Genomic DNA, 24640 nt, shown 5'->3' with positions numbered 1-24640 from the left:
AAATATGCTGCTTCTTTTGACTAATGACGACGGTATATCGGGCGACGGCCTCAGCGTTCTGGCAAAGCGATTGTCTTTTGAACATGAGGTTTGGGTAGTTGCTCCCGACAGAAACCGTTCGGGAGTTTCTCAGTGCGTATCCATGGATCGTTCTTTAAAGCTTACAAAGATAAAAGACCGCGTGTACTGCTATGAGGGAACTCCTGCCGACTGCGTGATACTTTCGGCAGGATCGGGAGGAAGGCTTCTTTCGCGTGTGCCCGACGCCGTAATTTCGGGAATAAATCAAGGCGCGAACATAGGAACCGACATAGTTTATTCGGGAACAGCCGCCGCAGCCAGGCAGGCCGCGCTCGCAGGAATTCCCGGCATAGCGCTCAGTTTGGAAACTCATGACGAAAATTACTATTATGACGGCCTTGCGGATTTTGCCGCGAAAAATCTCGAACTTCTTATTTCTCTTTGCCGTCCGGTTTCATATGCGGAAGAACACGACGGGAACAGCGTCTTTGTAAACGTAAACGCCTTAAGCTCGTCCGCAGCGTATCTAGGAGTCAAGATGACGGATATTTCTTTCAGACGGTATAACGACAGCATAAAGATTGACGAGATTGACGATGAAACGAAGATTTGTTCTGCTCAGGGCGGCAAAATACATACGAGCGGAAGAACATATCACGATTATGAAGCCGTTGAAAAAGGATTTATTTCCGTAACTCGCGTTTATGCCGAACCTAAAAGCGCAGGAATAGTGGACGATATTTCATTTTCACTGTAAAATAAATACGGTGGGTTGTAATGTCTGATGATAAAATTCTATCCGAAGGAATAAGTCTATACAACAGAAATTCCTTTAAAGAAGCGCTTGCTTTTTTTCTCTCTCTTCCCGACGATTCCGGCGCCGACAGCATGGAGCTTATGTATTACATAGGTCTGTGCTATGCCAAGGTAGGCCGTTATGACGACGCTCTTTTGTATTTGGAGCAGGTGGTTACGGCAGGAAAAAACAACAACCGCATACTTCAATGCCGCTACATCCTTGCAGTGATCTACGCTCTTTCGGGTCGCAAGCGGCTTGCGCAATTTGAATTGAACAAATTGCTCGAACTCGGCTACCGCCCGGCTTCAGTCTACGCTTCTTTGGCCTATATCTCATGGCAGCAGGATGAAATCGATGATTGTATAGACTATTATCGAAAAGCGCTTGCCGAAGATTCCAAAAATCTTACGGCGCTAAACGGTTTGGGTTACGTGCTCGCGTGCGAAAATCGGGATCTTACGGAAGCTCTCGCTTTCTGTAAAAAGGCCGTAGACGGCGAGCCCAATTCGGCTGCCTGTCTTGATTCTTTGGGCTGGGTATATTTTAAGCTCGGTCTTATGAAAGAAGCCGATAAATATGTGCGGCAGGCTTCGCTCCTTAACAAGGGGAACCATGAAATTGCCGAGCATCTCAGGATCATAACGGAAACCCGTTATGCGTGATTGGTACTTTATGAAAAAAAAATTTGACGGTCTCGGTTTTTGTAGAGATTCTTTAATTATAAAAATAACTTTTTTTACGGCTTTGCTGTTTTTTGCGGGAAGTAAAGGCGTTTTTTCACAGACCGATTTCGGCAGGAATTCGAGCGCAAACACTTACGCTGAAACGGAATTCAGGCGGGGCGTACAGGCTTATTATCGCAACGCGTTCAACGACGCCATTTTGCAGTTTGAAAAGGCTCTGTCTTATTTGCCGGAAGAAAACCTTATTTTGGACTGGCTGGGAAAAGCCTACTATCGTTCAGGCATTGAAGGAGCCGCATTGCAGCAGTGGCAGTTTGCAGCAGAGGCGGGTTACGGCGGTCTTCTTTTGCAAAACCGTATAGAAATTGTCCGCGAGCGCCGCATAACAGGGGCCAATCAGGAATCCTCGCTGAAGTATACGGAGGCGGGCGGCTTTCCCGGCGTAAACGGAAAAGAAACGGTTTTCAGCCAGCCCGTTTCAGTTTTGCCTAATCCCGACGGTTCAATATGGGTTTTATCATACGGTTCCAACGATCTTTTACGCATCGACGTAAACGGAAACGTGATAAACCGCGTAACCGGTCCCATTAACGGCTTTGACCGTCCTACGGATATTATAAGACTTTTGGACGGAAAACTTTTGATAAGCGAAAGCGCAGGGGGAAGGCTCAGCCTTTTTACCGGCAACGGGCGATTTGAAAAATATATAGGTTCCAAGGGGCGCTCTTTAGGCCAGATGGTAGGGCCTCAATATTTGGCACAGGACGGATACGGTAATATTTACGTTACAGATTTCGGAAACTGCAGGGTAAATGTTTTTGACCGCGACGGCGAACCTTTGTTTTTTTTCGGCTCGAAGACGGCCTCGTTTCCGGGTTTTTCGGGGCCGACAGGAATTGCCGTAGACGACGGCAGGGTCTTTGTCGCCGACTGTGTCAGCGGAGCGATTTACGAGTTTGATCGCTTCGGAAACTATGTCGATATTCTTGTTGAAGAAAAAAAGTTTTCAAAGCCCGAATCTATGAAAAAATGGGGCAGTTACTTGGTCGTTTGCGATAAAAATCGTATTATTTCCGTAGATACAAGAAACGGTTCCGTGTTTGAAAACGCAAATACCGGCAATGCGCCTTCGCGCATTACGAGCGCCGTTCCCGACGTAAACGGCAACATTCTTGTTACGGATATTACCGCCAACGAAGTTTACCTTATGTCCAAAATGACGGAAGTCTTAGGCGGGCTTTTCGTTCAGATCGAACACGTGAACGCGGAAGAATTTCCGAAAGTTACGATGGATGTGCGTGTGGAAAACCGCCGCCGCCAGAGCGTAGTCGGCCTTAGAGACGTGAATTTTTACGTGAGCGAAAACAAAAGACCCGTAACCGATCTGCGGCTGGAGGGCGCCGTGTCTGCAAATACCGTTGCCGATATAACATTTGTGATTGACAGGAATCCCGCCATGGCGGCAAGCAGCGGCGAGCTTCAAACTGCCGTCAGAGAGATTGTTTCCGCTATGGAAGGGAAGGGAACAGTGCGGGTTGTTTCGGCAGGAAAAATTCCCGTCCTTGAATACAGGGGAAATACGCGGGGACTGCTTAATTTTTCGCCTGCGGCGTTAAAAGCGCCCTTGGAAAGCGAAGGCAGACTTGATCTGGCTTTGCGGCTTGCCGCGAACGATCTTATGTCCGGCGAAAAAAAGCGTGCGATAATTTATATAACCTGCGGAAACGTATCTTCGTCCGCTTTCGGAAATTACGGGCTTTCGAATTTGACGGCCTATCTCAATAATAATTCCATAGCGTTTTCCGTAATAAATTTGAAAGAGGGTTCTCTTGACGGCGAAATACAGTACCTTTGCGATAATACGGCGGGGGAGCCGTATTATGTTTACCGCCCGGAAGGCCTTTTATCGGTTGTGACCGACATAATAAATCTTCCGTCCGGACTATATCAACTTTCTTTCAGGTCTTCTTTGCCTACGAATTTCGGCCGGGCGTTTCTTCCCGTAGAAGCTGAAATTTATCTTATGAACCGCAGCGGCCGTGACGAAAGCGGTTACTTTGCTCCGCTGCAGTGAGAGTCTAAGAACATCGCGCCCGCATGTTGCCTGCGCCGCCGTCCGTATGCCAGGCGTCGCCGCGACGAGTCATTATGCTGCGTCGCCGAACTTGGGCGCCGCGAAATGCAGTCGCACGCTGACACACTTTCGCCGCGAAACGGCGTACCACGGCGCGGTTCGCCGCTTGCATGCCGCGCTTGACCCTTAAAATTCCATCCTCATTCCCAATCCCGCTTTTATTGTTAGCAGAATAATTTTATCCCATGTGCAGTTATACGTTTCCGCTAAAAAAGAAAATACGGTGAGATTCCCGTTTAATTTCATATCCGCCGAATGATTCAGTTCGAAAGCCTGTCTTTTTATCACCTTGGAATTTGTAGTGGAATATGTTTCGCTTTCGGAAAAAGAGATATTTACGCTGTCCGAGCGCGTTAAAACTACGCCCGACATGTCGTAAGCAGGCTTAAAAAGCGTCACTGCCGCCAGCAAGGGACTTGTCTTACCGCGTCGCTTCCAGATCACGGTAGCCCTGGTTGCCCATATGTCGGACGTTTCAAAACTTATTTCACCGCCCAGCCGTACCGTATCCGTATCATTGTAGTAAAAATTGGCTTGAACGTAACTGTCGTAAACATATCGTCTTTCGCCGCTGTCGCGCGGAATTTTTGCCGCCGCCGATACCGAAGCCGTATATTCATCCTGCTTAAATAAGGATGTTTTCATCAGCGTTCCGTTTTGCCCGAATATGTTGAACGCGGTATAATTCAGCGCCGCCTTGTATTGATAAATGTCGCTTATTCTTGCGGACGTCCTTATGTCGCGCGAGGCCGAAAGCGAAACGGAAGTAGGCAGCAATAAGTCGCGGATACTTCCCCATACAGGACGCCGCCACGACAGGTCGTATATTGTGCTGTAGTATAAGGATCCTTCGTTACCTGAAACGTCGGAAAGGGCTGAAGTGTTTTTAAACACCTTTTGAGGAAGAGAAGCGCTTACCATGTCGTGAAAAGGCAGGGCTTTGAAAAAATATTCGCGCCTGCCGAGGGAGTCTGAAATTTCTTTTACGTCTTCGCCGTAATCTCCTCCCGCCGTCACGTTCTTCGTTCCTCCTGCTTCTCTTGCCCATTGAAAAATGATATTGTTCGAACCGATCGAAAACGGGAACTTGAGTTTTATCTTGGCGGAATCCGCAAAAAGGACGGATTTTGATGAAGAATACCTGCCTTCGCACGAAATGTCCGCCTGCGGCGAAAATCCCATGTAGGGGAATTTTAAGACGTTTGAAATACCCGCCGCGACGTTTCGTCCGGAAGCGTTTTCTTTTCCGGTCGAAAAGGCGAGGGCAGAACTGTCCTTCCAGCCTTGAAAATAGGAATTTGAGTCTATCCTCTTTACGCCGCAATGCGACGGCAAAAGCCTTTGATCCGCGCTGAATTTTGCGGTTAAAAAATATGAAAGATTTTGAGAAGCTAAAGACAGATCCGATTGTACGGAACTTTTTTGCGTCGAATGCCACGCGTTTGAAACGGCTTCCGTGTTTACGTAAACATCGAGAGGAACGCCGACAGTTTTAAGATCCGCTCCCGCTCCGTTTTGTTTATGAAGACTTTTTTCGACAGGATCGTATCTATACTCTTCTGCGGCCGAAAAAATACCGAAAAGCGGAGCTGTGGTTTCAATTTTGTGACCCGCGTTTGAGAGTTTAGTATCGTCTGATGTGGAACCGCTGATTTCGCCTGAAAAAGCTATTGTCGCAAGGGTTACGCCTGCAGAGGCGCTGCCCGCAAGAGAAGAATCCGCCTTGTTCGATTCTTCCTGACGTATGCTTGCCGCAGAATTTGTCCGGGCTTTAAATGAAAAATTTTCAAGCAGAGGAAATTTTCCCGCCGCCAATATGATACCGTCTTTTTTATAAGAAGTTTTTACATTGTCTTCGAGAATGTAATATTCTTTTGTGTCCGAAAGATAAAGTTCGTCAAAACTGAAACGGCCGGATTTAAAAAGTTTACCGTCCATCGCCGTTGCAATCGTCATCTTGAGCCGCGACGGAACCGTTTTTGTGTCGACTAAAAGGTCTTTTACAGCGACAGCCTTGCCGTCGATAGTCACTTTTTTTTCGGATCTGTCGACAGTAAGTTTGTGCCATAGGGAGTCGGCATAGTTTTTAAATTCCGAACGGGGAATTTCCAAGCGAAGGGCTGTCTTGTCGTAAGAACTTATTCCTTTTGAATTGCGGTCGAGCGTGAGGGCGAAAGCGCAGGCCGAGTCGTCTGTTGCCAGCGGCGTTTCTTCCTTCGGCGCAAAGCGAAAATAAAGATTTATTTTTTTATAAGGAGATATGTCAACTTCGCTGAAGTACCGAGTTATTGTTATGTCCGTTTTGTCAACGGTGGAATCATCCGAGTTTTTCCAGTCGACGTTTTGCACATAGTTTGCGGACGAGTTAAAATCTCCGGAGCCTGAAAAATCGGATTTTGTTTGGGAACTTGTGACCTTTAATTTGTCCGCTTGAAAAGTAAAGACTCCCTGCGTTTGAATTTCATAGGGACCGACCCACAAGGTTCCGGTTTTGTTTGAATTTGCGTCCGAAATTGAATTGCCGTGTCCGCTTCCCGTCGAAGTTGCGTTTACAACTATTATTATTCTGGCGCCGCGATTGGAAGAAAGGCGGCTTACGTCTTCCTGGGTAAGGCGGATCTTCACTATGTTTTGTGAAAACGTTCCGTTGGCCGGATTGAATGGATTTCTCACATCGGGAGTCGAGACGTCGGAAATTTTCCACGTAGGAACGGAACCGGAATCTTCTACTGTAAAATCATCGTCGGCTGAAACGCCCAACTGCAAGTATACGTCGTAGTTTGTTACCGAAGTGTTTTGGGGTTTTATGGCGATGGAAAATTCCGTGCCTGCGGCAAGCAGTGAAGCGCTCGGTCCTAAGTCTATCGTCGTAGCCGCCCATGCGCATACGCTCTGTCCTTCCCATGATGAAAAATCCCATGAAACGGGAATTTTATAGCCTGAAATTTCAGGATCCGTAGAACCGTTTTCCGCACTTTGGGAGCCGTTATATTGGTATGACAATCGAGGCGGCTCGTTGCCCGGCGCGGTTCCCTTCCGCGCATTTAAAGACGGAGTAAAGCCTTCAGGCAGATCCGTGCCGGAATTTTCTGAAAGATTTACAGTGTCGGGTGATCTGTCGTCCATCGCGAGTACGCGGTATTTTCCGCTCACGTTGGGAGATTCAAGCGTAGCTGCGGCCGTATTTGAAAATGTAAAATTTTCTGTAGCGTACTCAAGCCCCGCGGCGACCGTCGCAAAACCCGATTGAGAATTTGATGCGTCGGCATAGTTTATTTTTGGGTTATAAGGCCATCTTGTTGAAAAAGACAGGTCGCCGCTCCATTCTCTCGTAAACTGTCTGGAATATCCGGCCGCCGCAGCGACGGCTCCGCTGCCGTCTGCCGCGCTTTGCTCATACCAAGTGATGTAGATCCTGTCGCTCCCCGATATGCTTGAAGAGGGCGTTATTATTCCCGATTCCGCATCATATTTTGCCGCTCCGTCTATCACGCCGTTTTTATAAAGTCTGACGGTTCCTGGAACTGCCTCCGTCCCTATGTCGAATCTGGAAACTGCCGAATATGAGCGAAGCCGCAGATAAAGGTCAGATGAGGTCTCATAGCCTAAATAGCAGCCGGGCGCAATGTCCGCAAGAGGGTATCGCACTTGGGGCTTTACGAGAGAATTGGCGCTTGCGGAAACGTCGGATCTGAAAACGTCTACGTAGTTATGTTTCTGCGAAGTGTAGTCTTGCGACGTAAACGTAAGGTCGTCGGCTGCCGTAGCTAAAAAAAGTTCGGATTCTGTCTGTGTGGAAGACGACGCGATGACCGCGCTGTCTACGGGGTTTACTCCGCCGTCGTAGCGGAAGGCGGCGGTGAAAGGCGAAAATCCTGCCGGATGCTGAATAAATAAAACTTCGATGCCTGATGTTCCGCCTATTTTTGAAAAAAAACCGTCCGTCATAGTTCCCGTATGATCGGGAATTGGGTAACTTCCAGGCTGCATGGGACCGTGTGCGGAAACTCCCCCGTATGAAAACGATGCTACGTTGGGACGTGATGAACCGTCTGAGACTGCGGCGCTCCCGAAAAATTTTTGTATTTCGCCTAAAAAGCCGCTTGCTCCGCTTAAAGTGCCGTCGCTTTGGACGCTGCCGAAGGCGCCGAGGGCGCTGCGTAAGGCAGTGTATGTCGAGCCGTTAAAAAAAGAAACCGCGACGGCGGGAACTATGCCGTTTTTTATTGTCGCCCCGGCGCTTTGCGACAAAATTATCTGCCTTCTTACCGGCAAAAGAATGTATTCGGATTCTGAGAGTTTTTTGTATTTTCTTCCTTGAAGATCGGTATACGTTCCGTTGGAATTTTCCACATAGACGTCTCTGATGTCCGAAATAAAAGCCGGAGAGTCAGGAAGCACGTATATCCGTCCTGAGAGCCATTTCGACAAGGGGATTGAACTGTCGTTAACGCTGTTTTTTCCGTAATATGTTTTGCTCCGCGATTCAAGCATATCGTAGCGAAAAGCGAAGTCTCCCTTCCATTTGTTTTGCTCGTCGTCTTCAAAGTGAAGAGAAACGCCCGGCGCCTCGTTGTTGCCTCCTCCTATTCCCCTGTTCACATTGTCTATGGAATATTTTTTGGGAAATGTAATTCCTCTGTTTGCGACGCGTATTTCTTTTAGCGCGCCTTCTCCGTAATATCCTGCGGCGACGGTGTTTTTGTCGAAACCGTCCGCAAAGGCGGCTTCAAAATACCATTTTTTGTCGAGCATAAACCATAAAGTTAAATCCACTTTTTGAGTAAAAACGGGAGGAGCCGTCGAAATCATGAACGGATTTCCGAAACCGAAATTTGCCTGAGCCGTGCCGGCTATGGCGGATTCCCAATAGCCGTCCGCTAAAAATTCTATCTGCCGGTCATCTATAGAATAATTGAATATTGACGAGGTGCCGTCGGAAACTGCTTTTACACCGCTCTGAGGAGGCAGCGCCGATTCGTCAAAGACTATCGCTCCCGCACCCGCGGCGTCTGTTTTGTTCATTGTTTCCGCAAATACCGGGCGTCGGAAAAACATTGCCGACAAGAGCAAAGGGAACAGTATTAAAGGGATTTTTTTGTTTTTATTTAAAAGTCTTGCCTTTTTTATTTTTATTTCGGGTTTTTTATTCTGCAATTCAAGTATGCTTTTTTCTATCGCACGTTTTTTTTCACCTTTTTCTTCAAACATTTCCTGCTGGAGTGCGGATTTTCCTATGTTTTGTACGGCAAGACCCAAAAGCCTTACTCCGCCTAGGTTTTTATCATATTTTTTATCGAACAGGGCTTCGGCGCGTTCAAAAAGTTCTTCCGCCGAAAAGATTTCACTGTCCAAGGTTTCCTGTATCGAAACCGTCGTAAAATCTCCGTAGCGGATCTTTACGGACACGGTCTTACTGCTTTTGTTTTCTTTTATTAGGCGGAACATCACCGTATACGAGAGTTCCATAAGTGCCGTCCCTATCGCATAACGATCGGTAAGGTCAAACGAAAAGGTGGTTTCCGCACTTAAAGAATGCGATTTTGATTCGCTGAAAGTTTCCACCTCTTTGCCCCGCACCGCATTATATAGGAAGGATCCGGCAGCTGTTCCGAAAATGCTTTGGAGAAGCGAAAGGGATTTTGAGTGAATATCTTTTGTTGTTTTAAATCCCGAATCGTATAAACGTTTTTGCGTTTTCGTGCCTATTCCCCATACTTTTTCAATGGGAAGGCTTAACATAAAGTCTTCTTCCGTTCCGGGCGGCACTTCATAAAACCCGTCGGGTTTTGAAAGACCTGACGCGATCTTTGCTATGTAGCGGTTTTGGGCGAGACCTGCGGAAACCGTAAGTCCCGTCTTTTCTTTTACTGCTGTCTTTATTTTCCGCGCCGTATCCGAAGGGTTTCCGAACAATCTTTGCGTCCCGGAAAGGTTTATAAAGGCTTCGTCTACCGAAATCTGGCGGATTTCGGGCGAAAAATCGGCGAATATTTCCATGACTTCCTGAGATTTTTCATGATAACGTTCCATGCGCGGGCTTATGTATACGCCTTGCGGACAAAGAGAGTATGCTTTGGTTATCGGCATGGCCGAATGTACTCCGAACTTGCGAGCTTCATACGAGGCCGTACAAACTACCGCCCTGCGGTCGGACGGTTTTCCGCCGACTATGACGGGTTTTCCTTTCAGATCGGGATTATCGATCTTTTCTACGGAAGCGAAAAAAGCGTCCAGATCAATGTGGAGGATACATATATCGTTCCATTCGATCATGTCCTGTTACCTAGGCCTGTTTTTTTGCCGTATCGATTCTCTGGCGAATCCGCTGTGCGTGCTTCATTGTCCGCCTTGGAAATTACCGCCGTGCAAGTCTCGCATTCAAACGTTCCCGCTCTGTCAGTTGCATAATAAGAAGTGACGCTTACGGCGGTTTCTTCGATGGCAGCCGCCGTGTAAGTTATCCTGCACAGTTCGGGCGGAAAATCCGGAAGATGAAAAGCCGCGCTAAGATCCTTTGTGTTTTCCGTGTAAGGAACGGTCGCCTCGTACACGGGCTGCACCGTTTTTCCTGATATGCTTATTTCGTAACGTTCGGCAGGCTTTGACGATCTTATTTCCACATTGCAGACGGAATTTCCGAATTCAAACGAATCGAAGGCCGTTACTTGAAGACGGTTGTTTTTCGACCGTATCAGCGTTACTCCGTCCGTTATGTCTACGACAGACGGAATGAACCTGTATTTTTCCAGAATGTGCGATATTCCGTAAAAGCACAGGAAAATCATAAAACTTGCAGCTGCCGCCGTAAAAACAATGCCTCGGTTTTGAAAGGTCTTTTTATTTTTCAGGTTTCGGTTTAGAATCTGTGACAGTATAAGAAGCCATACAAGGCTGAACGGCTGAACGGCGAAGGCCAAAAGTATGTTTTGCAAAATATTACCTGAAATCAGGTTTGAAATTTTTTGTATTTCTATGTATTGCCATAAAATAATTCCATAGGGAATAAAAGGAATAAACAATAACAGTCCGATTATCGAAAACGGGATCGCCCTTTTTGAAAGACGCAGCAGTAAGGACAATATGTACTCGAATACAAACAAGAAAAAAAGCGATAGATCCGCTGCGCTGAAAACGAATATGTTTACGATAGTTGAAAGCGTAATATAAAATTTATACGTGTATCCGGAGCAGCGGTTTTTCAAAATGATTACAAATACCGCTGAAAGCGCTAAAAACAAAAGCTGTATGCGGATATAAAGCTGCATTACTGGCGATAAATGAAGCTTTGACGCTGCAAGTTTTGTCAACGGCAGTCCGAATACCAAGACCGCTATGGAAATAATAACCGTAAGAGGAAGCAGATACCACAATTTTCTTATTTCGCTCCTATGGATCAATGATTTTTTTCCTGCAAAAAATGAAAGAGCGCATAGAAAAAAAAGCGTTACAAAGGCCGCCGCAAGGTAGCACCTCACCAAAAATGCTTCGTTTAAAACAAAATTTTGCCCGTTAAATGTGAAAAAAAGATAATGCCTGTCCCATTCGGCGGTTTTTTCAGGCTTGAAGTTGTCAAGAAATGACAGGAGCACGGGACAGAGCTTTAAATCGTCCGCAAATGTTACCGAAACGGAAGGAATCCCCTCTCTGAAAAACGAATCGGAAATTGGGTCCCCTTTCAGAAATCCGAATCTGAACACTGTAAGAAAGGTTCCCGCCGGAACGGTATATTCGGCCTTGTTTTTCAAAAAGGAATTTGAGATAGCCTTGACAAGCCACAGAGGGCTTACTTCATTTTTACTTCCGGGCATTATGACGGAAACTTCGTCGCCGTAAGTTTCAGCGGTTTTGCTTGAGGGCGAAGAATTATTTCGTTTACCGTCTTTGAATGCGTCGATCTCATATTCATCTTTTGAAAATTTTACTGAAACGGCGAATGTGTTGTCGGGAAGGTCAATCGAATCTACAAAAATATCCGTACCCGTAATTAAATTTCCTTTTCCCAGAAAATCGCTTGAATTCGGAGGGAACAAGATCGAAACTTCGAAAGGGTATTTTTTTTGGGAAATACTTTTTAAAAGTGTGATTATTTGCCCTTGGTTTACTAAAAAATCGCTTTGCTCAAAGACAAATATCACATTTGTTTTAAAATCTTTGGAATATGAAGAAGTTTCGGATGAGGCGGAAGCGCCGACAGAATAGGAGGACTCCTCTTGGCCTCCTTTTGTCTCAAGTCCGTCCTTATTTATTTTTTTTTCAAAGGTGAGTAAGATATTATAAGGAAAATCTCCTGCACCGGGAGATATGAGGTTGATTGTTTTAGGGTTAAATCCTTCGAGCTTCAGTTTTTTTTGTATTTCGGCGCTGACGCTTGCGCCGGTTCTGTCGGCTCCGACAGTTTGGCTTGCTTTTGAACCGCTTCTGCCGGAACTTAGACTGAATGTATCTGAGGCGGCAAAAATTGGCGCTGTAAAATTCCGGCTTATGCACGCTGAAATAAAAAAAAAGAGTCGCACAAAAAACAGCAGTGCAGGCCGGACATTTTTTTTCATATGTAAAGAATATACTATTGTATGTTTACAATGCAATAGATATATTTATATGCGATAGGTTCAATTTCGGGATGTAAAAGGTCTGTGTTAAAATCGAAAAAAAACGTTCTTTTTTTTATTGTCTCTTTGATCCTTGCAGGATGTTCTAACGAAATTTTGCAGATTGACACTGTCGATACGGTCGTCATTTTCGACTATGAAACTGAAAATTCAAAGCCGATCATGAGACTTTCGCTGTGTGCGAATATGGGGTCGGATATTCGCCGTGTGGATCGCATAAAGCTCGTTCATATGGAAACATTGTACCAATGGTTAATCTTTACACCGGACACTTATGAAAATTCGGATTTGCGGACAGTAGGATACGCATGGATTTCACCTGAAAACGGTATGCCGCTGCCGAAGGGAGAATATATGCTGACCGTATACGACTATGCCGGAAACGGAAAAGATATTTCTTTTAATATTTCATACGATGATTTGATATATGAAAAACGTCCCGGAGATTTTCCGGACGCTTTGGGACAGGGTGCAAAAAAATATAACGCCTTATATGCTGAAGACGGCGCTTTATTGTATTATGAGGCTGATAAAACCGCAGGTCAGACGGCGGCAGAAGTGACAGCGTTTACGGATATTGCCGCTCAAGTCGCTCCGGCGGATGAAACCGTTATGATAAGGACTTGTTGGACGACGGTCGACGAGAGCGTTTTATGTATTATGCCGCCTGTTTATAAATAACTGTGCGCAAAGAGCGCACTAATTGCACTCGGTCGAAAATTGAAATTTTCTCCCTCGTGCAATTATAAGGAAATGTTTAATTTCGACCGCTGAAATATCGCGGTCTCGTTAAACGGCGAGTTTGCCCTGTGGCAAACATCGCAAATTATATGTGCGCAAAGAGCGCACGAATTGCACTCGGTCGAAAATTGAAATTTTCTCCCTCGTGCAATTATAAGGAAACTGATATGGATGATGCCGAGCCTGAAATTCCTTGTGAAACGCCTTTACATAGAGCGATACGCACCTATGTGCTGCGTAAGGGACGGATGACCTTTGCGCAAAAACGTGACTATAAAGAGCTTTCCAGGGTGTGGTGTATCCCGTTTGACAATAAAAAACTTAATTTTGTTGAAATTTTCGGGAATACAAACCCTGTCGTAGTTGAAATAGGATTCGGCATGGGCACTGCTACTGCGGAAATAGCTCAAGCGAACCCTGAAATAAATTACATAGGAATAGAAGTGCATATTCCGGGCGTAGGCAGCCTTCTGGGCGAGATAAGGCGAAGAGATCTTCATAACCTTTATATAATTCAATATGACGCGCTTGATGTCGTTGAAAACATGATAACCGACGCAAGCGTCGCGGCCTTTCACATTTTTTTTCCTGATCCGTGGCCTAAAAAAAAGCATCATAAGCGCCGTCTTGTAAAACGGCCGTATACGGAACTTTTTGTGAAAAAGCTTATCGAAGGAGGCTACGTGTACATGGTTACCGACTGGCTTGAATACGCGGAATTTGCTTTAAAGGAACTCAACGAGACGCCTCTTTTAAAAAACAAGTATGACGGCTTTGCCGAAATGCAGCCATGGAGGCCTAAAACCAAGTTTGAAAACAAGGGAATAAAAGCCGAGCGAATTATATCCGAATTGTATTTCGTAAAACGCTAAAAAGACGGAGCAATACAGATGGCCGATTTATTTGATATTGAAGATGCCCAAAATGCAAGCAAAAAATTTATGCGTATAAAGGAACTTTCCTCACTAATAAAAAAATACCAAAGATCATATTACAACGGCGAAGGAGAAATTTCAGACGCCGAATTTGACCGTCTGTGGGACGAACTTAAAATTTTAGACCCTAAAAATCCGATTCTCACAAAAGTCGGGCAGGATTCGGGTGACTTTGCTAAGGCGCGTCACATAATGCCTATGGGGAGCCAGGAAAAAGCTGCGGATCCTGAACAGTTTCTTCTATGGGCCGAAAAGCATGTCTATCCTGAGTACCTTGTGGAATATAAGCTGGACGGAGCTTCTCTTGAGCTCCAATATGAAAACGGCGTTTTGATCCGTGCGGTTACGCGGGGAGACGGCGTCGTAGGAGACGACATAAGCGCGAACGCCCGTAAGATGCAGGGGGTAAAAGCCCTGCTTCGGGATAAGGATGAGAATCCGATTCCTTTTACAGGAGGAGTCCGGGGAGAAGTCATAATGACTCATGAGATTCATAAAACGTTTTTCTCCGATAAGGCAAACTGCCGCAATGCGGCAAACGGACTCATGCGGCGGAAAGACGGCGCAGGAAGCGAAAACCTTAAACTCATAACCTACGATGCGTTTGCAACGGGAACTTACGAGCCGTTTTTCGATGAAAAGGGAAAAATCGCATGGCTTACCCTGTGCGGATTTAACGTAGTTCCTCTTAAAATATGCCGCAGCCCTGAAGAAGTTATAGCCTACCGTTCGCAGGTTATGGAAATGCGGAAAAACTTGGAATACGATATAGACGGTCTTGTAATAAAGGATAATGTTATAAACCTTGAAGACGCCGGCCGCGCCCGTCCAGACAGACAGATCGCTTTTAAATTCAGCCTTGAAGAAGCCGTGAGCGTCCTCCGTGCCGTCGAATGGAGCGAATCCGGCGCGACATATACGCCTGTAGCTGTTTTTGATCCTGTGGAAATCGCAGGGACCACCGTGCAAAGAGCGAGCCTTTCAAACCCTGATACGATTCGCGCTCTGAATATTTTTATAGGAAGCCATGTTACCGTAGTCAAGCGGGGTGAAATAATTCCGAAGATAGAAACCGCCTTTTCCGGTAAAGATCCGCTTTCCCCGATCGAATACCCTAAAATGTGCTCTTCCTGCCGAACCTCTCTTGTCGATGAAGGAAGCCGGCTTTACTGCCCGAACAAGGATTGCCCCAAGCGGGTATTGCATCGTCTTATGAAATGGATAAGCGTCGCGGACATTCGGGATTTGGGTGAAACTCTTATCTCCGCCTTATTTGACAAAGGAATAGTAGGTTCCATAAGCGACATATATAAACTTACGCCTGAAATTCTTACGCCGTTTTTTCTAAACGAGGAGAGCATAGCTTCAAATAAAACGTCGCTCGGAGCGCAAAAGGTCTGGCGGTCTATAAATTCGCATAAAACGCTTACGCTTCCTCAGTTTATAGCGGGATTTGACATAGAAGGAATAGGCGAGGCGAACGCCGAAAAACTTGTTTCGGCGGGCATAAACACTCTTGAAAAAATGCTTGACGCTACGCAGGAGCAAATGGCGGAGGTGTACGGATTTGCGGACATCATGGCACGTACGGCCGCAAAAGGACTTGCGGAAAATAAAGAAGAAATGCTTTTTTTGGTAAATTCCAAAACGATTGAACTCGTTCTGCCTTCAGGCGGAAAGCTTGCCGGAAAATCTTTTTGTTTTACGGGCGAACTTGTCACTATAAAAAGAGCCGACGCGCAAAATCTTGTAAAACAGGCGGGCGGTTCGATAAAATCGTCGGTTACAAAGGACTTATCGTATTTGGTCACAAACGATACGTCAAGCGGTTCTTCCAAAAACATAAAGGCCGCTTCTTTGGGAATTCCCGTGATTTCTGAAAAAGAGTTTTTTGAGATCGTAAGAAGATAGAATGAAAACCGGTAAAAACTTACGTGCCGAAAAATTGATCGGCAGTCTTGCCGCTTCTCTTACAGCGATCTTCGCTATTACCGCCTTATTCTTCTTTATTCAGTTTATGTTTTGCTTTGTTTCGGCAAAGAACATCCCCGGCATCAATAATTACCCCTTGGTACGCGTCATGGTGTACGGTTCGAGTTACGAGCAGGACAGATATACCGTGAGCGCCCGCATAAGCCTTCTTGATTCGGACAGCACGGAGTTTGCAGTGATAGAACGTTCATGGAAGGGAACTTCGCTTTCTATATTGTTTTTGGGAGCTTCTTTTAGCGAAAAAACCGTTTGGTTTCCGTTTTGCGTTTCAGGGCATGATAATCCTTCCGAAGACGTTTTTAACATAGGACGGAAAGGAACAAAACTTTCTCCGTATTACAACGAGAACGGACTTTGTCTGTTGTTCGGAAGCCGGAATCCTGAAAAACTTCAAAGAAGTCTGATGCATCTTTTTGCTTACGCGGCGATAAGCCGCTTTCGTCCGTCTTCAAAACATTCCGTTCAAAAGGAAATAAATCTTGCCGAATGTGAAAACGGCGCAAACTACACGATTTACACCGATTTTACCGGAGCTCTTTTTATGTCAAAAGATTAAAAGGATTTCATGTTTTAGTATGTAAACTGAATTCTGTAAGCATAACGCTCGAAGCGGCACGCGACCTGAACCTTGCCTTGAGCATCTTGTTTTCAAAACTCTAGATTCGACCTTTTAATTTTTCCCCTCTAAGGAAAAATTCTGCAAAAAAATATCGGGATTAACCGCTATGGAATTAAGCCTTATTTCCCAGTGCAGATGAGGCCCTGTGACCATTCCCGTAGCCCCTGAAAGGCCGATTCTTTCGCCTTTTTTTACGATTTGATTTTCTTTTACGTTTAAAGCGCTTAAGTGATAGTATACGCTGTAAAGACCTGGAAGATGCTCTATTACTACGCTGAATCCTGTGGTTATCCTGTTCTCCGCAAGGACTATTTTCCCTTCCGCACAGGCCAGAACTTCCGTCCCCTCGCGCACGCCGAAGTCTATCCCGTTATGAAGCGTTTCTGACGTCTTACCGGTAGAATACTCATAAATGCGCCTGTCGGCGAAGCCTGCCGTCCTTCGCTCGGAACTTACAGGCAAAATAAATTTTTCAAGGGAGTATACGGAATTTTCGTCAATAGTATCGAAGATCTTATTGAGTTTTGCTATCTGTTCCATTCTCTCAGGCGAAGTGTTCTGCCTAAGCTGTGTGTTTTTTCCCGACAGAGGAATCGCTTCTTCCGTAAATTTTTTTGGTTCCACCGTTACCGGCAGGGAAAACTCCTGTATTTCCATGCCGAACGGAGAATAAGTTACGGTAAGCGTGTATTCTCCCGCTTCCGCCTTTGATGAAAGCGGAAGTCCTACAAAAAATTCCGCGCTGGCGGCGCTTTTTTTTGAGGGAGCTATATTGAAAAAATCCGCCTGTACGGATCTTTTTTTGCCCGATAAAGCCGCTTTTGCCTTTGATCTTCCGTCCTTCGATTTTTTAATTCCTTTTGCGGCTGTAAATTTCATGCGGATAAAAACGGCGTCTCCCGGTTTTACCTTATCCGTGTACGACAGGTTTATGCCGTAGTTTTCTCCTTCATATATCGCCTTGCGCGCTACGTCGTTGCTAGTCGTAATGCTTTCGGCCGCCGCATTTTTTATCGAAAATACAAGAATCAGTAAAAATGTAAATAAGATCTTAGTCGTTTTCATTTTTTCCTCCGCCTTTTGTATCAAAGCACGTACGGCGCGCAGTGCGGCGCTTGTGTACGGGCTATGCTTTTGAAACCGAATTTTTTAAATCTTCCAAGATAAGCTGCGGGGTTTCCATTCCGTTAAATAAATTCCTTGTGATGTGAAAAAGCACGTCAAGGCGGTCTTCTTTTTCAAAATCTCTGTGGTACCTTTGCGCTTCTCCCCAAAACATTGCCGGCCACTTGTTTTTCCCGCAGTCGAAAGTGATTTTTAAGTGCTGCTTTTCGGTCTTTCCCATGATCTGAACGTCGGCGATTTTGAGATCCTTGGACATAAACAAAAGCGGTTCGTTTTCCATTCCGAACGGTTCAAAGTTATCGACGATATTCATTACGTCCGCAGTCATGTACTGTGCCGGAAGTTCCGCGTCGACTTCAAAGACCTTTGAGTTTTCTTTTTCAAGTTCTATTGTCTGCGACAGTCTTTCAAGTTTTTGTAAAAACTCTTCAAGTTTGGATCTTTCAAAGTTAAACCCCGCTGAAGCGTCGTGGCCGCCGTAGTCAAGAAAAAAATCGTCGAATTGGCTTAAAAACACAGGAGCGTTAAATCCTCTTGCGCTCCTCACGGAACCTACGCAGGTACCCGTTTCCAAAAAAGCGACCGTAAAGGCCGGAACGTCCAATTCCTTTGCCAGACGCTGCGCCACGAGACCCGTAACTCCTCTCGGAATCCTTTCGTCGATCACTATACAGAGTTTGTTGTCATATTTTGAAAGGCTGTCCCGCGCCGCTTTTTCCGCAAACAACATGACTTCCGCCATAATCCTCTTTCGTTCGTTGTTTAAAGCGATGATCTTTTCTGCGATTACCGACCTCTCTTTTACGGTTTCGGCTAAAAAAAGCTTTATGGCTAAAGCGGGCTGTCCGAGCCTTCCCGCTGCGTTAAGAACGGGCGTCACATTCCAAGAAATATCCGTTGCCGTGAGTTTTTTACCCGTCATATTTAAAAGAGCAAGCAGTTCGTTCAGCCCGGGGCGGGTTTGCCCCTCGTTTATGGCGGAAAGGCCTTTTTTTATGAAGATACGGTTTTCGTTTTTAAGAGGCATAATGTCTGCGAGCGCCGCAAGCATAACCAGCTGAAGATCTTTCTGTTCGGCTTTGACGTCTTCCGGAAAAATTTTTGCGTTTTTCTTCTGGACAAAGCTCACGAACAGGTTGTAAAACCCTTCGATCTCCGTCGAAGGCTGTTCCGAATAGAATGCTATTTTTGACAGATCCTTCAGAGCTAAAAGGCTTTTGCCCGACACAGAGGGGATGAGATTGGAAATTTCTTGCTGAAGATCCATAAGGTTGAATTCTATTCCGTTCCCGAAAATTCTAGAAAGCTGTTTTTTTACGACTCTTTCATCCCATACGAAAATCTGCTGGCCGTTTAAAAAGGGAAGCAATTTTGTGCGGGAAATATCTACGGTTCCGGGAATTATCGTTTCAAACAATCTGTCTTTTACGGCAAGATTCCTGAGTTTTATACATTCTATCGTGTAGGCTTCGTTTACGGGCAGAACGTTCATCAGACATATGTCTTCTTTATATAGTTCGCTTTTTGTAAAGCGCAGCGCTTGCGTCAGCTTGTAAGCCACTGCCGCGCCGGAAATGTCGCGGAACGGATAACCCGAATCTTTTATTTTAGGATCAAGAATTATGGCTTCGGGCAGATTTTCTCCGGGATTGTGATGATCGGTTATGATCACGTCGATATATTTTTCTGCTGCATAGGCGACTTCTTCTTGCGATGTGATTCCGCAATCGACGGTTATGATCAATGTTCCGTTCTTGGCTGCGAATGCGTCGATCACTTGATTGCTCAGACTGTATGCCTCGTCACCCGTAGGAATGCTCCATTGAACGTCCATTTCCATCTCTTTAAGGCATTCGTACAGAATAGTGGTGCTTGAAATTCCGTCTACGTCTCTGTCTCCGAAGATCAGAACTTTTTCGCCTTCTTCTTTTGCGGCGAGGATTCTGTCCACGGCGTCTTCCATGTCTTTAAACATGAACGGGCTGTGCTGAAAGCGCAGATCGTTTTCAAGGAAATACATTATGTCTTTTCCTTCCGTAATACCGCGCCGTGCAAATATCGAAGCGCTCACCGGATCTATTCTAAATCGGGAACATAGGTCTTTTATAACTTCTTTTGAAACGGGTTTTTTATTCCAGAGTGCCACTAGCGAATTTCCTTGTATATCAGTTTTGCTTTTTCAACTTTTTTTTCGGAATAAGAAACGGATTTTTCGATAAGCTCCATAGCGGGAGAAAGGCATTGCTCGTCTTTGCCGTAAACGCTCATAATTGTTTCGCCTTTTTTTACATGATCGCATTCGCGTTTGTGAAGAATGATTCCCGCTTCGGCACATACCTTATCTGTGGTTTTATTTCGTCCCACGCCGAGATACACGCCTGCGAGTCCCGTCATATATGCGTCGATTTTCAAATAGCCGTCTTTTTGCGCCTTAAATTCGGCACGATGAACGGAACGCCGCTTACCGTTGTCCTCAAGAAGGCGGGAAACGTCTCCGCCCTGGTCTTCTATGTTTTCAAGGAATTTTTTAAGAGCCTTGCCTGACGCTACCGCGTCTTTGCACATTTCAAGAGCTTCTTTTTTTGTTTTCGCCTTTTCGGCAAATAAAACCATTTCGGAAGCGAACGCATATGTAAGTTCCATTACGTCTTCAGGCCCGAACCCGTTAAGGCAGTCAAGAGTTTCTTCTATTTCAAGGAAATTTCCGATTTTGTTTCCGAGCGGAGTATTCATGTTTGTCATAAAAGCCGCAGCCTTTTTACCCATCGCCTGCGCCGTTTTTACCAGATACGAGGCAAGAAGTTCCGCATCGGCGACGGACTTCATGAACGCTCCGGAACCGTATTTTACGTCGAAGACGAGAGCGTCGGATCCTTCCGCAACTTTTTTTGACAGAATGCTCGATGTGATAAGGGGAACGGATTCTACGGTCGCGGTTACGTCGCGAAGCGCATATAAGAGCTTATCGGCCGGAACTATACGTTCGTTTTGCCCTGTCATGGCAAAACCCGTTTTGGCGATCAGTTCTTTGAATTTTTTTGGCGAAAGGGAAGTCGTATAGCCTGTGATGGATTCGAGCTTGTCAAGCGTTCCGCCCGTGTGTCCAAGAGCTCTTCCGCTCATCATCGGAATTTGAACACCGCAGCAGGCTGCGATCGGGGCGAGAGGAAGTGAAATTTTATCTCCTACGCCGCCGGTAGAGTGCTTGTCGACAAAGGGACCTGTAAGACCCTTAACTTCCCGGTCGTGTAAATCTATAACTTCTCCTGAATGAAGCATACATTCGGTTAAAGCTCCTGTTTCTTCGAAAGTCATTCCGTTAAAATAAACCGCCATAAGCCACGAGGCGATCTGATATTCGGGAATTTTGGAGCTTACATAACCGTCGATAAGAAATTTTATTTCTTCTTTTGTAAGCTGAGTATTTCCAGCAGTTTTTTGCGTCCCGTCGGAGCCTCGCACGAAGGTTCCGCGTTTTTTCATGATAATGTCCGTAACTCTCATAGTATCCCCAATCCCGATTCTATGGACTTAAGCCTAAGTCCCGCCGCCGCTTCTATCATATAAAAGGTAAGATCGCGCATTTCATTTACGGCCTTAGCCGTGCATCGCAGAGATCTTACTTCCTTAGGTTCAAGCTCCGATACCGCCGTAAGATAATGCAGCGCCTGTTTGCAAAGACGAAAACCTCCCTTGTCGGGCGCGGAACATGACGTGCATAAAAAGCCGTTTTCCGAAGGCATATATATCGCTGCGGTTTGTATTAGCTCCGCCGGTTCCGTCCGGCTGTATTCCACCCGGCTGCTGCCGTACTCCGCCGAATTGCTTTTACCGTGTTCTGCGGCAGAAGTTTCGCGCTCAGAAAAAAAAGCCTTGCCGCATCGGGCGCAAAAAGAAGTGTCCGGTCTTATCCCCAAAAGTTCAAGATATCTCCACAAAAATCTTATAAGGCCCAGTCTTCCGTTATCTTCATCGGATAATTCGATCCCGTCCAAAAAACCGTTGAATATTTTCCAGCACTCGGCGGGGGAACCTCCGCATTTTGTCTTTATGACTATTTCAGACGCAAGAGACGCCGCCCATGATTTAAATAGACTTTCTCTAAACGTCTGATGAAAATTTGTCACGTCAAAATCGGTGATTTTTATCGAATTTTTTACCGTATCGCGATACAAATACATCTTTCCCCTGTTAAAAGGAGAAACAAGACCCTTAAGCTTGCTTTTAGGACCTCCGTACAAGATCGCATATATTATGCCGAGTTCCATGGAAAAGACGCAGACGCTTCTGTTGTTCTCTCCTGAAGGCGATACAAAAAGTACGACCGCATCTGTGATCGAATTCCGGAGCATATTTTATTATATAATAAATATTATCTTATGCAAAGGAGGGAATTTTCGTTTTTTCGTTGCTATCGATTTGAGCTTTATTCGTCTTAGCAGCAACACGGAATTTTTTATTGTCGCTATCTGAAAATTCATGATACAACCGAAATTATCACTGTCAATCTTTGTATGAATGTCCGTTTGGGGTATTTTCAACGCCGGTATGTAATAAAAACCGCCGTACACCGCTTTACCGCCGCCGAAGCAGCGGCAAAGCAAACTTTAAAAATGCGATGTTGTAACTCGCGACGATACAGCGAGTTACAACTCGTCGGCATCTCGAAAAAGTTGCTCAAGGTCGGTTTTTCGAGATGCCCGTTTCCTTATTTTGCTAAACCGGCTTTTTTCATAGCCGTTGCGAGCGCTTCTTTGAACGCCGTAGACGTCATGGTTGCGCCGGAAACCGTGTCGAGCTCTGCACTCTGTTTCTGCAGCGCCTGCTCGGTCAGCTTCGCGATCGCTTCGGGGCCGATGCCGGGGGTTTCGGAGTGTTTGATCACTTTGATGTCCGTCATCTTGCCGCCTTTAACGGTAATCTGTACGCGAACGGTTCCGCCCATACCCTTGTCGGATGCGCCCGTAAAGGTGTTGTTCGCGGCTCCCGACATACTCGTATAGTTGAAGATGGAACCGGATGCGGCGGTCGTTTTTTGACCGGCTGCGATTGCCGCCAATTCGGCTTCTTTTTCGGAATGCGTTTTCGTTGCACGCGTTGAACCGCGGAGCGCAAAGTACGAAGCTTTGTCGGTCTTTGTCTTGTAGTTCGTTTCGGCTCCGGCAAATGCGGGATCGAGCGCCGTGCTTGCCGTTGCAAATCCGTCTTTATCTACGGACGCGGCCGAACGTCCTGCGATATAACCTGCCGTGATGACGCGGCCAAGTCCGTGCACTCTCATACCGCCGGCGGATTCGCCCGCACAGAAGAGGTTCGGAATGAGTTTTCCGTGCAAGTCGACAACCTGCATTTTGTCGTCGACGCGCAAACCGGCGAGCGTATCGTGAATGTTCGACACCGCCCACAGCGCGTAGAACGGACCTGTTTTGATTTGGTTTTGAAGCGTGGTTTTTCCCCAATCGCTGTCTTTGCCCGCCGCGACAAACGAATTGTAGCGGCTGACCGTGTCGGCGAGGATTTTGGGATCCATTTTGATGTTTTCGTAGTATTTGTTGACGACTTTTTGTGCGAGTTCTTCAATCGTGTCCGCTTTGAACGCATAGCCGCCTTCAAAATCGAGAACGCCCTGTTCCATAACCCAGTCGTTGCGTTTTGCAGCTGCGTCGTCGACGATCGCCCATACCGGGCCGCCGTAGCATTCGGCGTTTCCGTCACCGTCCGCGTCGATAAACACGCTCGTTGCGGCGCTGTTCAAAAAGCGCTGATATTCTGGACCAGGGAATACGCCGCGGTAATCGTCTTCGTTGGCAAAGCGCTGACCGAGCATGTTGACCACAATCATGCTGTTGAGATCCATTTCAATGCCGGTAGCTCTCGAGAGTTTCCAGAGTTTGCTGTCTTTCATAAAGCCGCGGCCGTAGCCGTACTGACAGCCGATGCGGTTCGGCGCTTTCATCTGCGCGCCGCCTTCGGACATCTGATAGGACGAAAGCGACATAAGAGCCGCGCCGATTTCCATTGCGGCGATTTCACCCGATGCATCCTGATCGGAGAAGGGCATACCGCCCAAGCCGTCGTATTCGGGGCCGAGGCGCGGATCGAACATCGTGCGGAACTGCACGTTGCCGGTCGAACCGCCGGTCGCTATGATAACGGCTTTGTTGGCTTTGATGTTCAGCGTTTCTTTGGTGCTGTCGATATTGCCGTCGGACATAAGACTCTTAAGCGGTGTGTTTTCGCCCGGAAGTACGTGGGGCGTATAGTGCGCCTGCACGCCGAGCACTTTTCCCGACTGACCGTTTTCACGGTAGATTTTGTCCATGTGATAGTTCAAAAGGAATTTTGCGCCCTTTTCGCGGACGGATTTTTCAAGCGGGCGGGTAACCGCAACGCCTGCGGCCGTCGTGCCTGTGTATTCGTTTTTCCATTCGCCGCTGTCGGAGTACGTCATGCGTCCGACGCTGTCCGGATCCGATCCGCCGTCGCGGTAGTAGTTGCGAACCATCGGTTCGATTTCCAAAATTTTAACGCCGTTCTTTAAGATAAAGTCGTAAGCTTTTGCCATGCTGTTCGCGACGGAGCGTACTTGAGACGTTTCGTTATAGCGCGAATCTACCGCTTGGCCTCTGGTATGATCGTAGTAATACAGGTCGGCCGAATCTTCGATACCCCATTCCTTTTGCGAAACCGTGCTGGCGCCGGAGTGAAGCTGACCTTCGCTGACCGCCGCGTGCCCGCCGACATCCCAGTTTGTTTCTACAAACAAAACCGATGCGCCGTCTTCGATAGCTTTGAGACCGGCGGGCAAACCCGCGCCGCCGGCACCGACGATGACGACGTCTGCCTGATAATCCCATTTAACTTTCGAGCCGCTGCTGCAGCCCACAGCCAATGAGAGCATCATGGCTGAGCACACAGATAAAACCGCAATTTTCGACAAAACGCGATTGTCCGATAATTTCATATATGCCTCCTAATA

Annotated in this window: 14 protein-coding genes; 7 read left to right on the top strand and 7 right to left on the bottom strand. The window is 46.4% G+C overall.

The window, feature by feature from the left end; translation table 11 throughout:
* The first annotated feature begins 4 nt into the window (after positions 1-4).
* From surE to HRQ91_RS06660, 3 genes are read left to right on the top strand one after another with little or no spacing between them, the layout of a single operon-like run.
* Positions 5-778, top strand: a complete 774-nt coding sequence (surE, locus tag HRQ91_RS06670; protein ID WP_210118843.1) for a 5'/3'-nucleotidase SurE — start codon at positions 5-7, stop codon at positions 776-778.
* A 20-nt stretch (positions 779-798) separates the two neighbouring features.
* A complete protein-coding gene (locus HRQ91_RS06665; protein ID WP_210118463.1) occupies positions 799-1482 on the top strand; it encodes a tetratricopeptide repeat protein in 684 nt (227 codons plus the stop codon).
* The gene (locus tag HRQ91_RS06660; protein WP_246473176.1) at positions 1475-3577 is read left to right on the top strand and encodes an NHL repeat-containing protein; all 2103 of its coding nucleotides are present in this window, start codon (positions 1475-1477) and stop codon (positions 3575-3577) included. Before HRQ91_RS06665 ends, HRQ91_RS06660 begins: the two co-directional genes overlap by 8 nt.
* Positions 3578-3763: 186 nt before the next feature.
* Here the strand turns inward: HRQ91_RS06660 and dinB are convergent, their stop codons facing one another.
* Both dinB and HRQ91_RS06650 read right to left on the bottom strand, forming a co-directional pair.
* Positions 3764-9913, bottom strand: a complete 6150-nt coding sequence (gene dinB, locus HRQ91_RS06655) for a DNA polymerase IV (protein ID WP_210118842.1) — start codon at positions 9911-9913, stop codon at positions 3764-3766.
* Positions 9910-12189: a hypothetical protein gene (locus HRQ91_RS06650; protein WP_210118841.1), complete on the bottom strand. Its 2280-nt coding sequence runs from the start codon at positions 12187-12189 to the stop codon at positions 9910-9912. The genes dinB and HRQ91_RS06650 overlap by 4 nt, the downstream gene beginning before the upstream one ends.
* An 84-nt stretch (positions 12190-12273) precedes the next feature.
* Between HRQ91_RS06650 and HRQ91_RS06645 the strand changes: the two genes are divergently transcribed.
* From HRQ91_RS06645 to HRQ91_RS06630, 4 genes are all read left to right on the top strand, one after another.
* Positions 12274-12930 carry a hypothetical protein gene (locus HRQ91_RS06645; RefSeq protein WP_210118840.1) on the top strand — a complete coding sequence of 219 codons (657 nt, stop codon included), beginning with the start codon at positions 12274-12276 and terminating at the stop codon, positions 12928-12930.
* Between the two features lie 227 nt (positions 12931-13157).
* On the top strand, positions 13158-13862 hold the full coding sequence (trmB, locus tag HRQ91_RS06640) for a tRNA (guanosine(46)-N7)-methyltransferase TrmB (RefSeq protein ID WP_210118839.1): 705 nt from the start codon (positions 13158-13160) through the stop codon (positions 13860-13862).
* Positions 13863-13880: 18 nt separating this feature from the next.
* Positions 13881-15836 (top strand): NAD-dependent DNA ligase LigA, encoded by a 1956-nt coding sequence (gene ligA, locus HRQ91_RS06635; protein WP_210118838.1) that lies wholly within the window; start codon positions 13881-13883, stop codon positions 15834-15836.
* Between the two features lies 1 nt (position 15837).
* The gene (locus HRQ91_RS06630; protein ID WP_210118837.1) at positions 15838-16473 is read left to right on the top strand and encodes a hypothetical protein; all 636 of its coding nucleotides are present in this window, start codon (positions 15838-15840) and stop codon (positions 16471-16473) included.
* A gap of 114 nt (positions 16474-16587) precedes the next feature.
* Here the strand turns inward: HRQ91_RS06630 and HRQ91_RS06625 are convergent, their stop codons facing one another.
* The 5 genes from HRQ91_RS06625 to HRQ91_RS06605 form a co-directional block, all read right to left on the bottom strand.
* On the bottom strand, positions 16588-17601 hold the full coding sequence (locus HRQ91_RS06625; RefSeq protein ID WP_246473175.1) for a M23 family metallopeptidase: 1014 nt from the start codon (positions 17599-17601) through the stop codon (positions 16588-16590).
* A 61-nt stretch (positions 17602-17662) separates the two neighbouring features.
* On the bottom strand, positions 17663-19807 hold the full coding sequence (gene recJ / locus HRQ91_RS06620; RefSeq protein ID WP_210118836.1) for a single-stranded-DNA-specific exonuclease RecJ: 2145 nt from the start codon (positions 19805-19807) through the stop codon (positions 17663-17665).
* On the bottom strand, positions 19807-21165 hold the full coding sequence (locus HRQ91_RS06615) for a thymidine phosphorylase (protein WP_210118835.1): 1359 nt from the start codon (positions 21163-21165) through the stop codon (positions 19807-19809). Before HRQ91_RS06615 ends, recJ begins: the two co-directional genes overlap by 1 nt.
* Entirely contained in the window at positions 21162-22013 is an 852-nt protein-coding gene (gene recO / locus HRQ91_RS06610; protein WP_210118834.1) for a DNA repair protein RecO, read from the bottom strand. Before recO ends, HRQ91_RS06615 begins: the two co-directional genes overlap by 4 nt.
* Positions 22014-22369: 356 nt before the next feature.
* Positions 22370-24625, bottom strand: coding sequence for an FAD-dependent oxidoreductase (locus HRQ91_RS06605; protein WP_210118833.1), 2256 nt, complete (start codon positions 24623-24625; stop codon positions 22370-22372).
* Positions 24626-24640: the final 15 nt, after the last annotated feature.

This window comes from Treponema parvum, assembly GCF_017893965.1.
Classification (GTDB): Bacteria; Spirochaetota; Spirochaetia; order Treponematales; family Treponemataceae; genus Treponema_D; species Treponema_D parvum.
The sequence above is the reverse complement of the archived record's forward strand: the minus strand, read 5'-3'. Positions and strand labels throughout refer to the sequence as shown.

Coding starts and splice junctions, on each gene's coding strand:
- trmB (WP_210118839.1), top strand. CDS start 13,158: ATGGATGATGCCGAGCCTGAAATTCCTTGTGAAACGCCTTTACATAGA.
- surE (WP_210118843.1), top strand. CDS start 5: ATGCTGCTTCTTTTGACTAATGACGACGGTATATCGGGCGACGGCCTC.
- HRQ91_RS06605 (WP_210118833.1), bottom strand. CDS start 24,625: ATGAAATTATCGGACAATCGCGTTTTGTCGAAAATTGCGGTTTTATCT.
- HRQ91_RS06660 (WP_246473176.1), top strand. CDS start 1,475: ATGCGTGATTGGTACTTTATGAAAAAAAAATTTGACGGTCTCGGTTTT.
- dinB (WP_210118842.1), bottom strand. CDS start 9,913: ATGATCGAATGGAACGATATATGTATCCTCCACATTGATCTGGACGCT.
- HRQ91_RS06625 (WP_246473175.1), bottom strand. CDS start 17,601: ATGAAAACGACTAAGATCTTATTTACATTTTTACTGATTCTTGTATTT.
- ligA (WP_210118838.1), top strand. CDS start 13,881: ATGGCCGATTTATTTGATATTGAAGATGCCCAAAATGCAAGCAAAAAA.
- recO (WP_210118834.1), bottom strand. CDS start 22,013: ATGCTCCGGAATTCGATCACAGATGCGGTCGTACTTTTTGTATCGCCT.
- HRQ91_RS06615 (WP_210118835.1), bottom strand. CDS start 21,165: ATGAGAGTTACGGACATTATCATGAAAAAACGCGGAACCTTCGTGCGA.
- HRQ91_RS06665 (WP_210118463.1), top strand. CDS start 799: ATGTCTGATGATAAAATTCTATCCGAAGGAATAAGTCTATACAACAGA.
- HRQ91_RS06630 (WP_210118837.1), top strand. CDS start 15,838: ATGAAAACCGGTAAAAACTTACGTGCCGAAAAATTGATCGGCAGTCTT.
- HRQ91_RS06650 (WP_210118841.1), bottom strand. CDS start 12,189: ATGAAAAAAAATGTCCGGCCTGCACTGCTGTTTTTTGTGCGACTCTTT.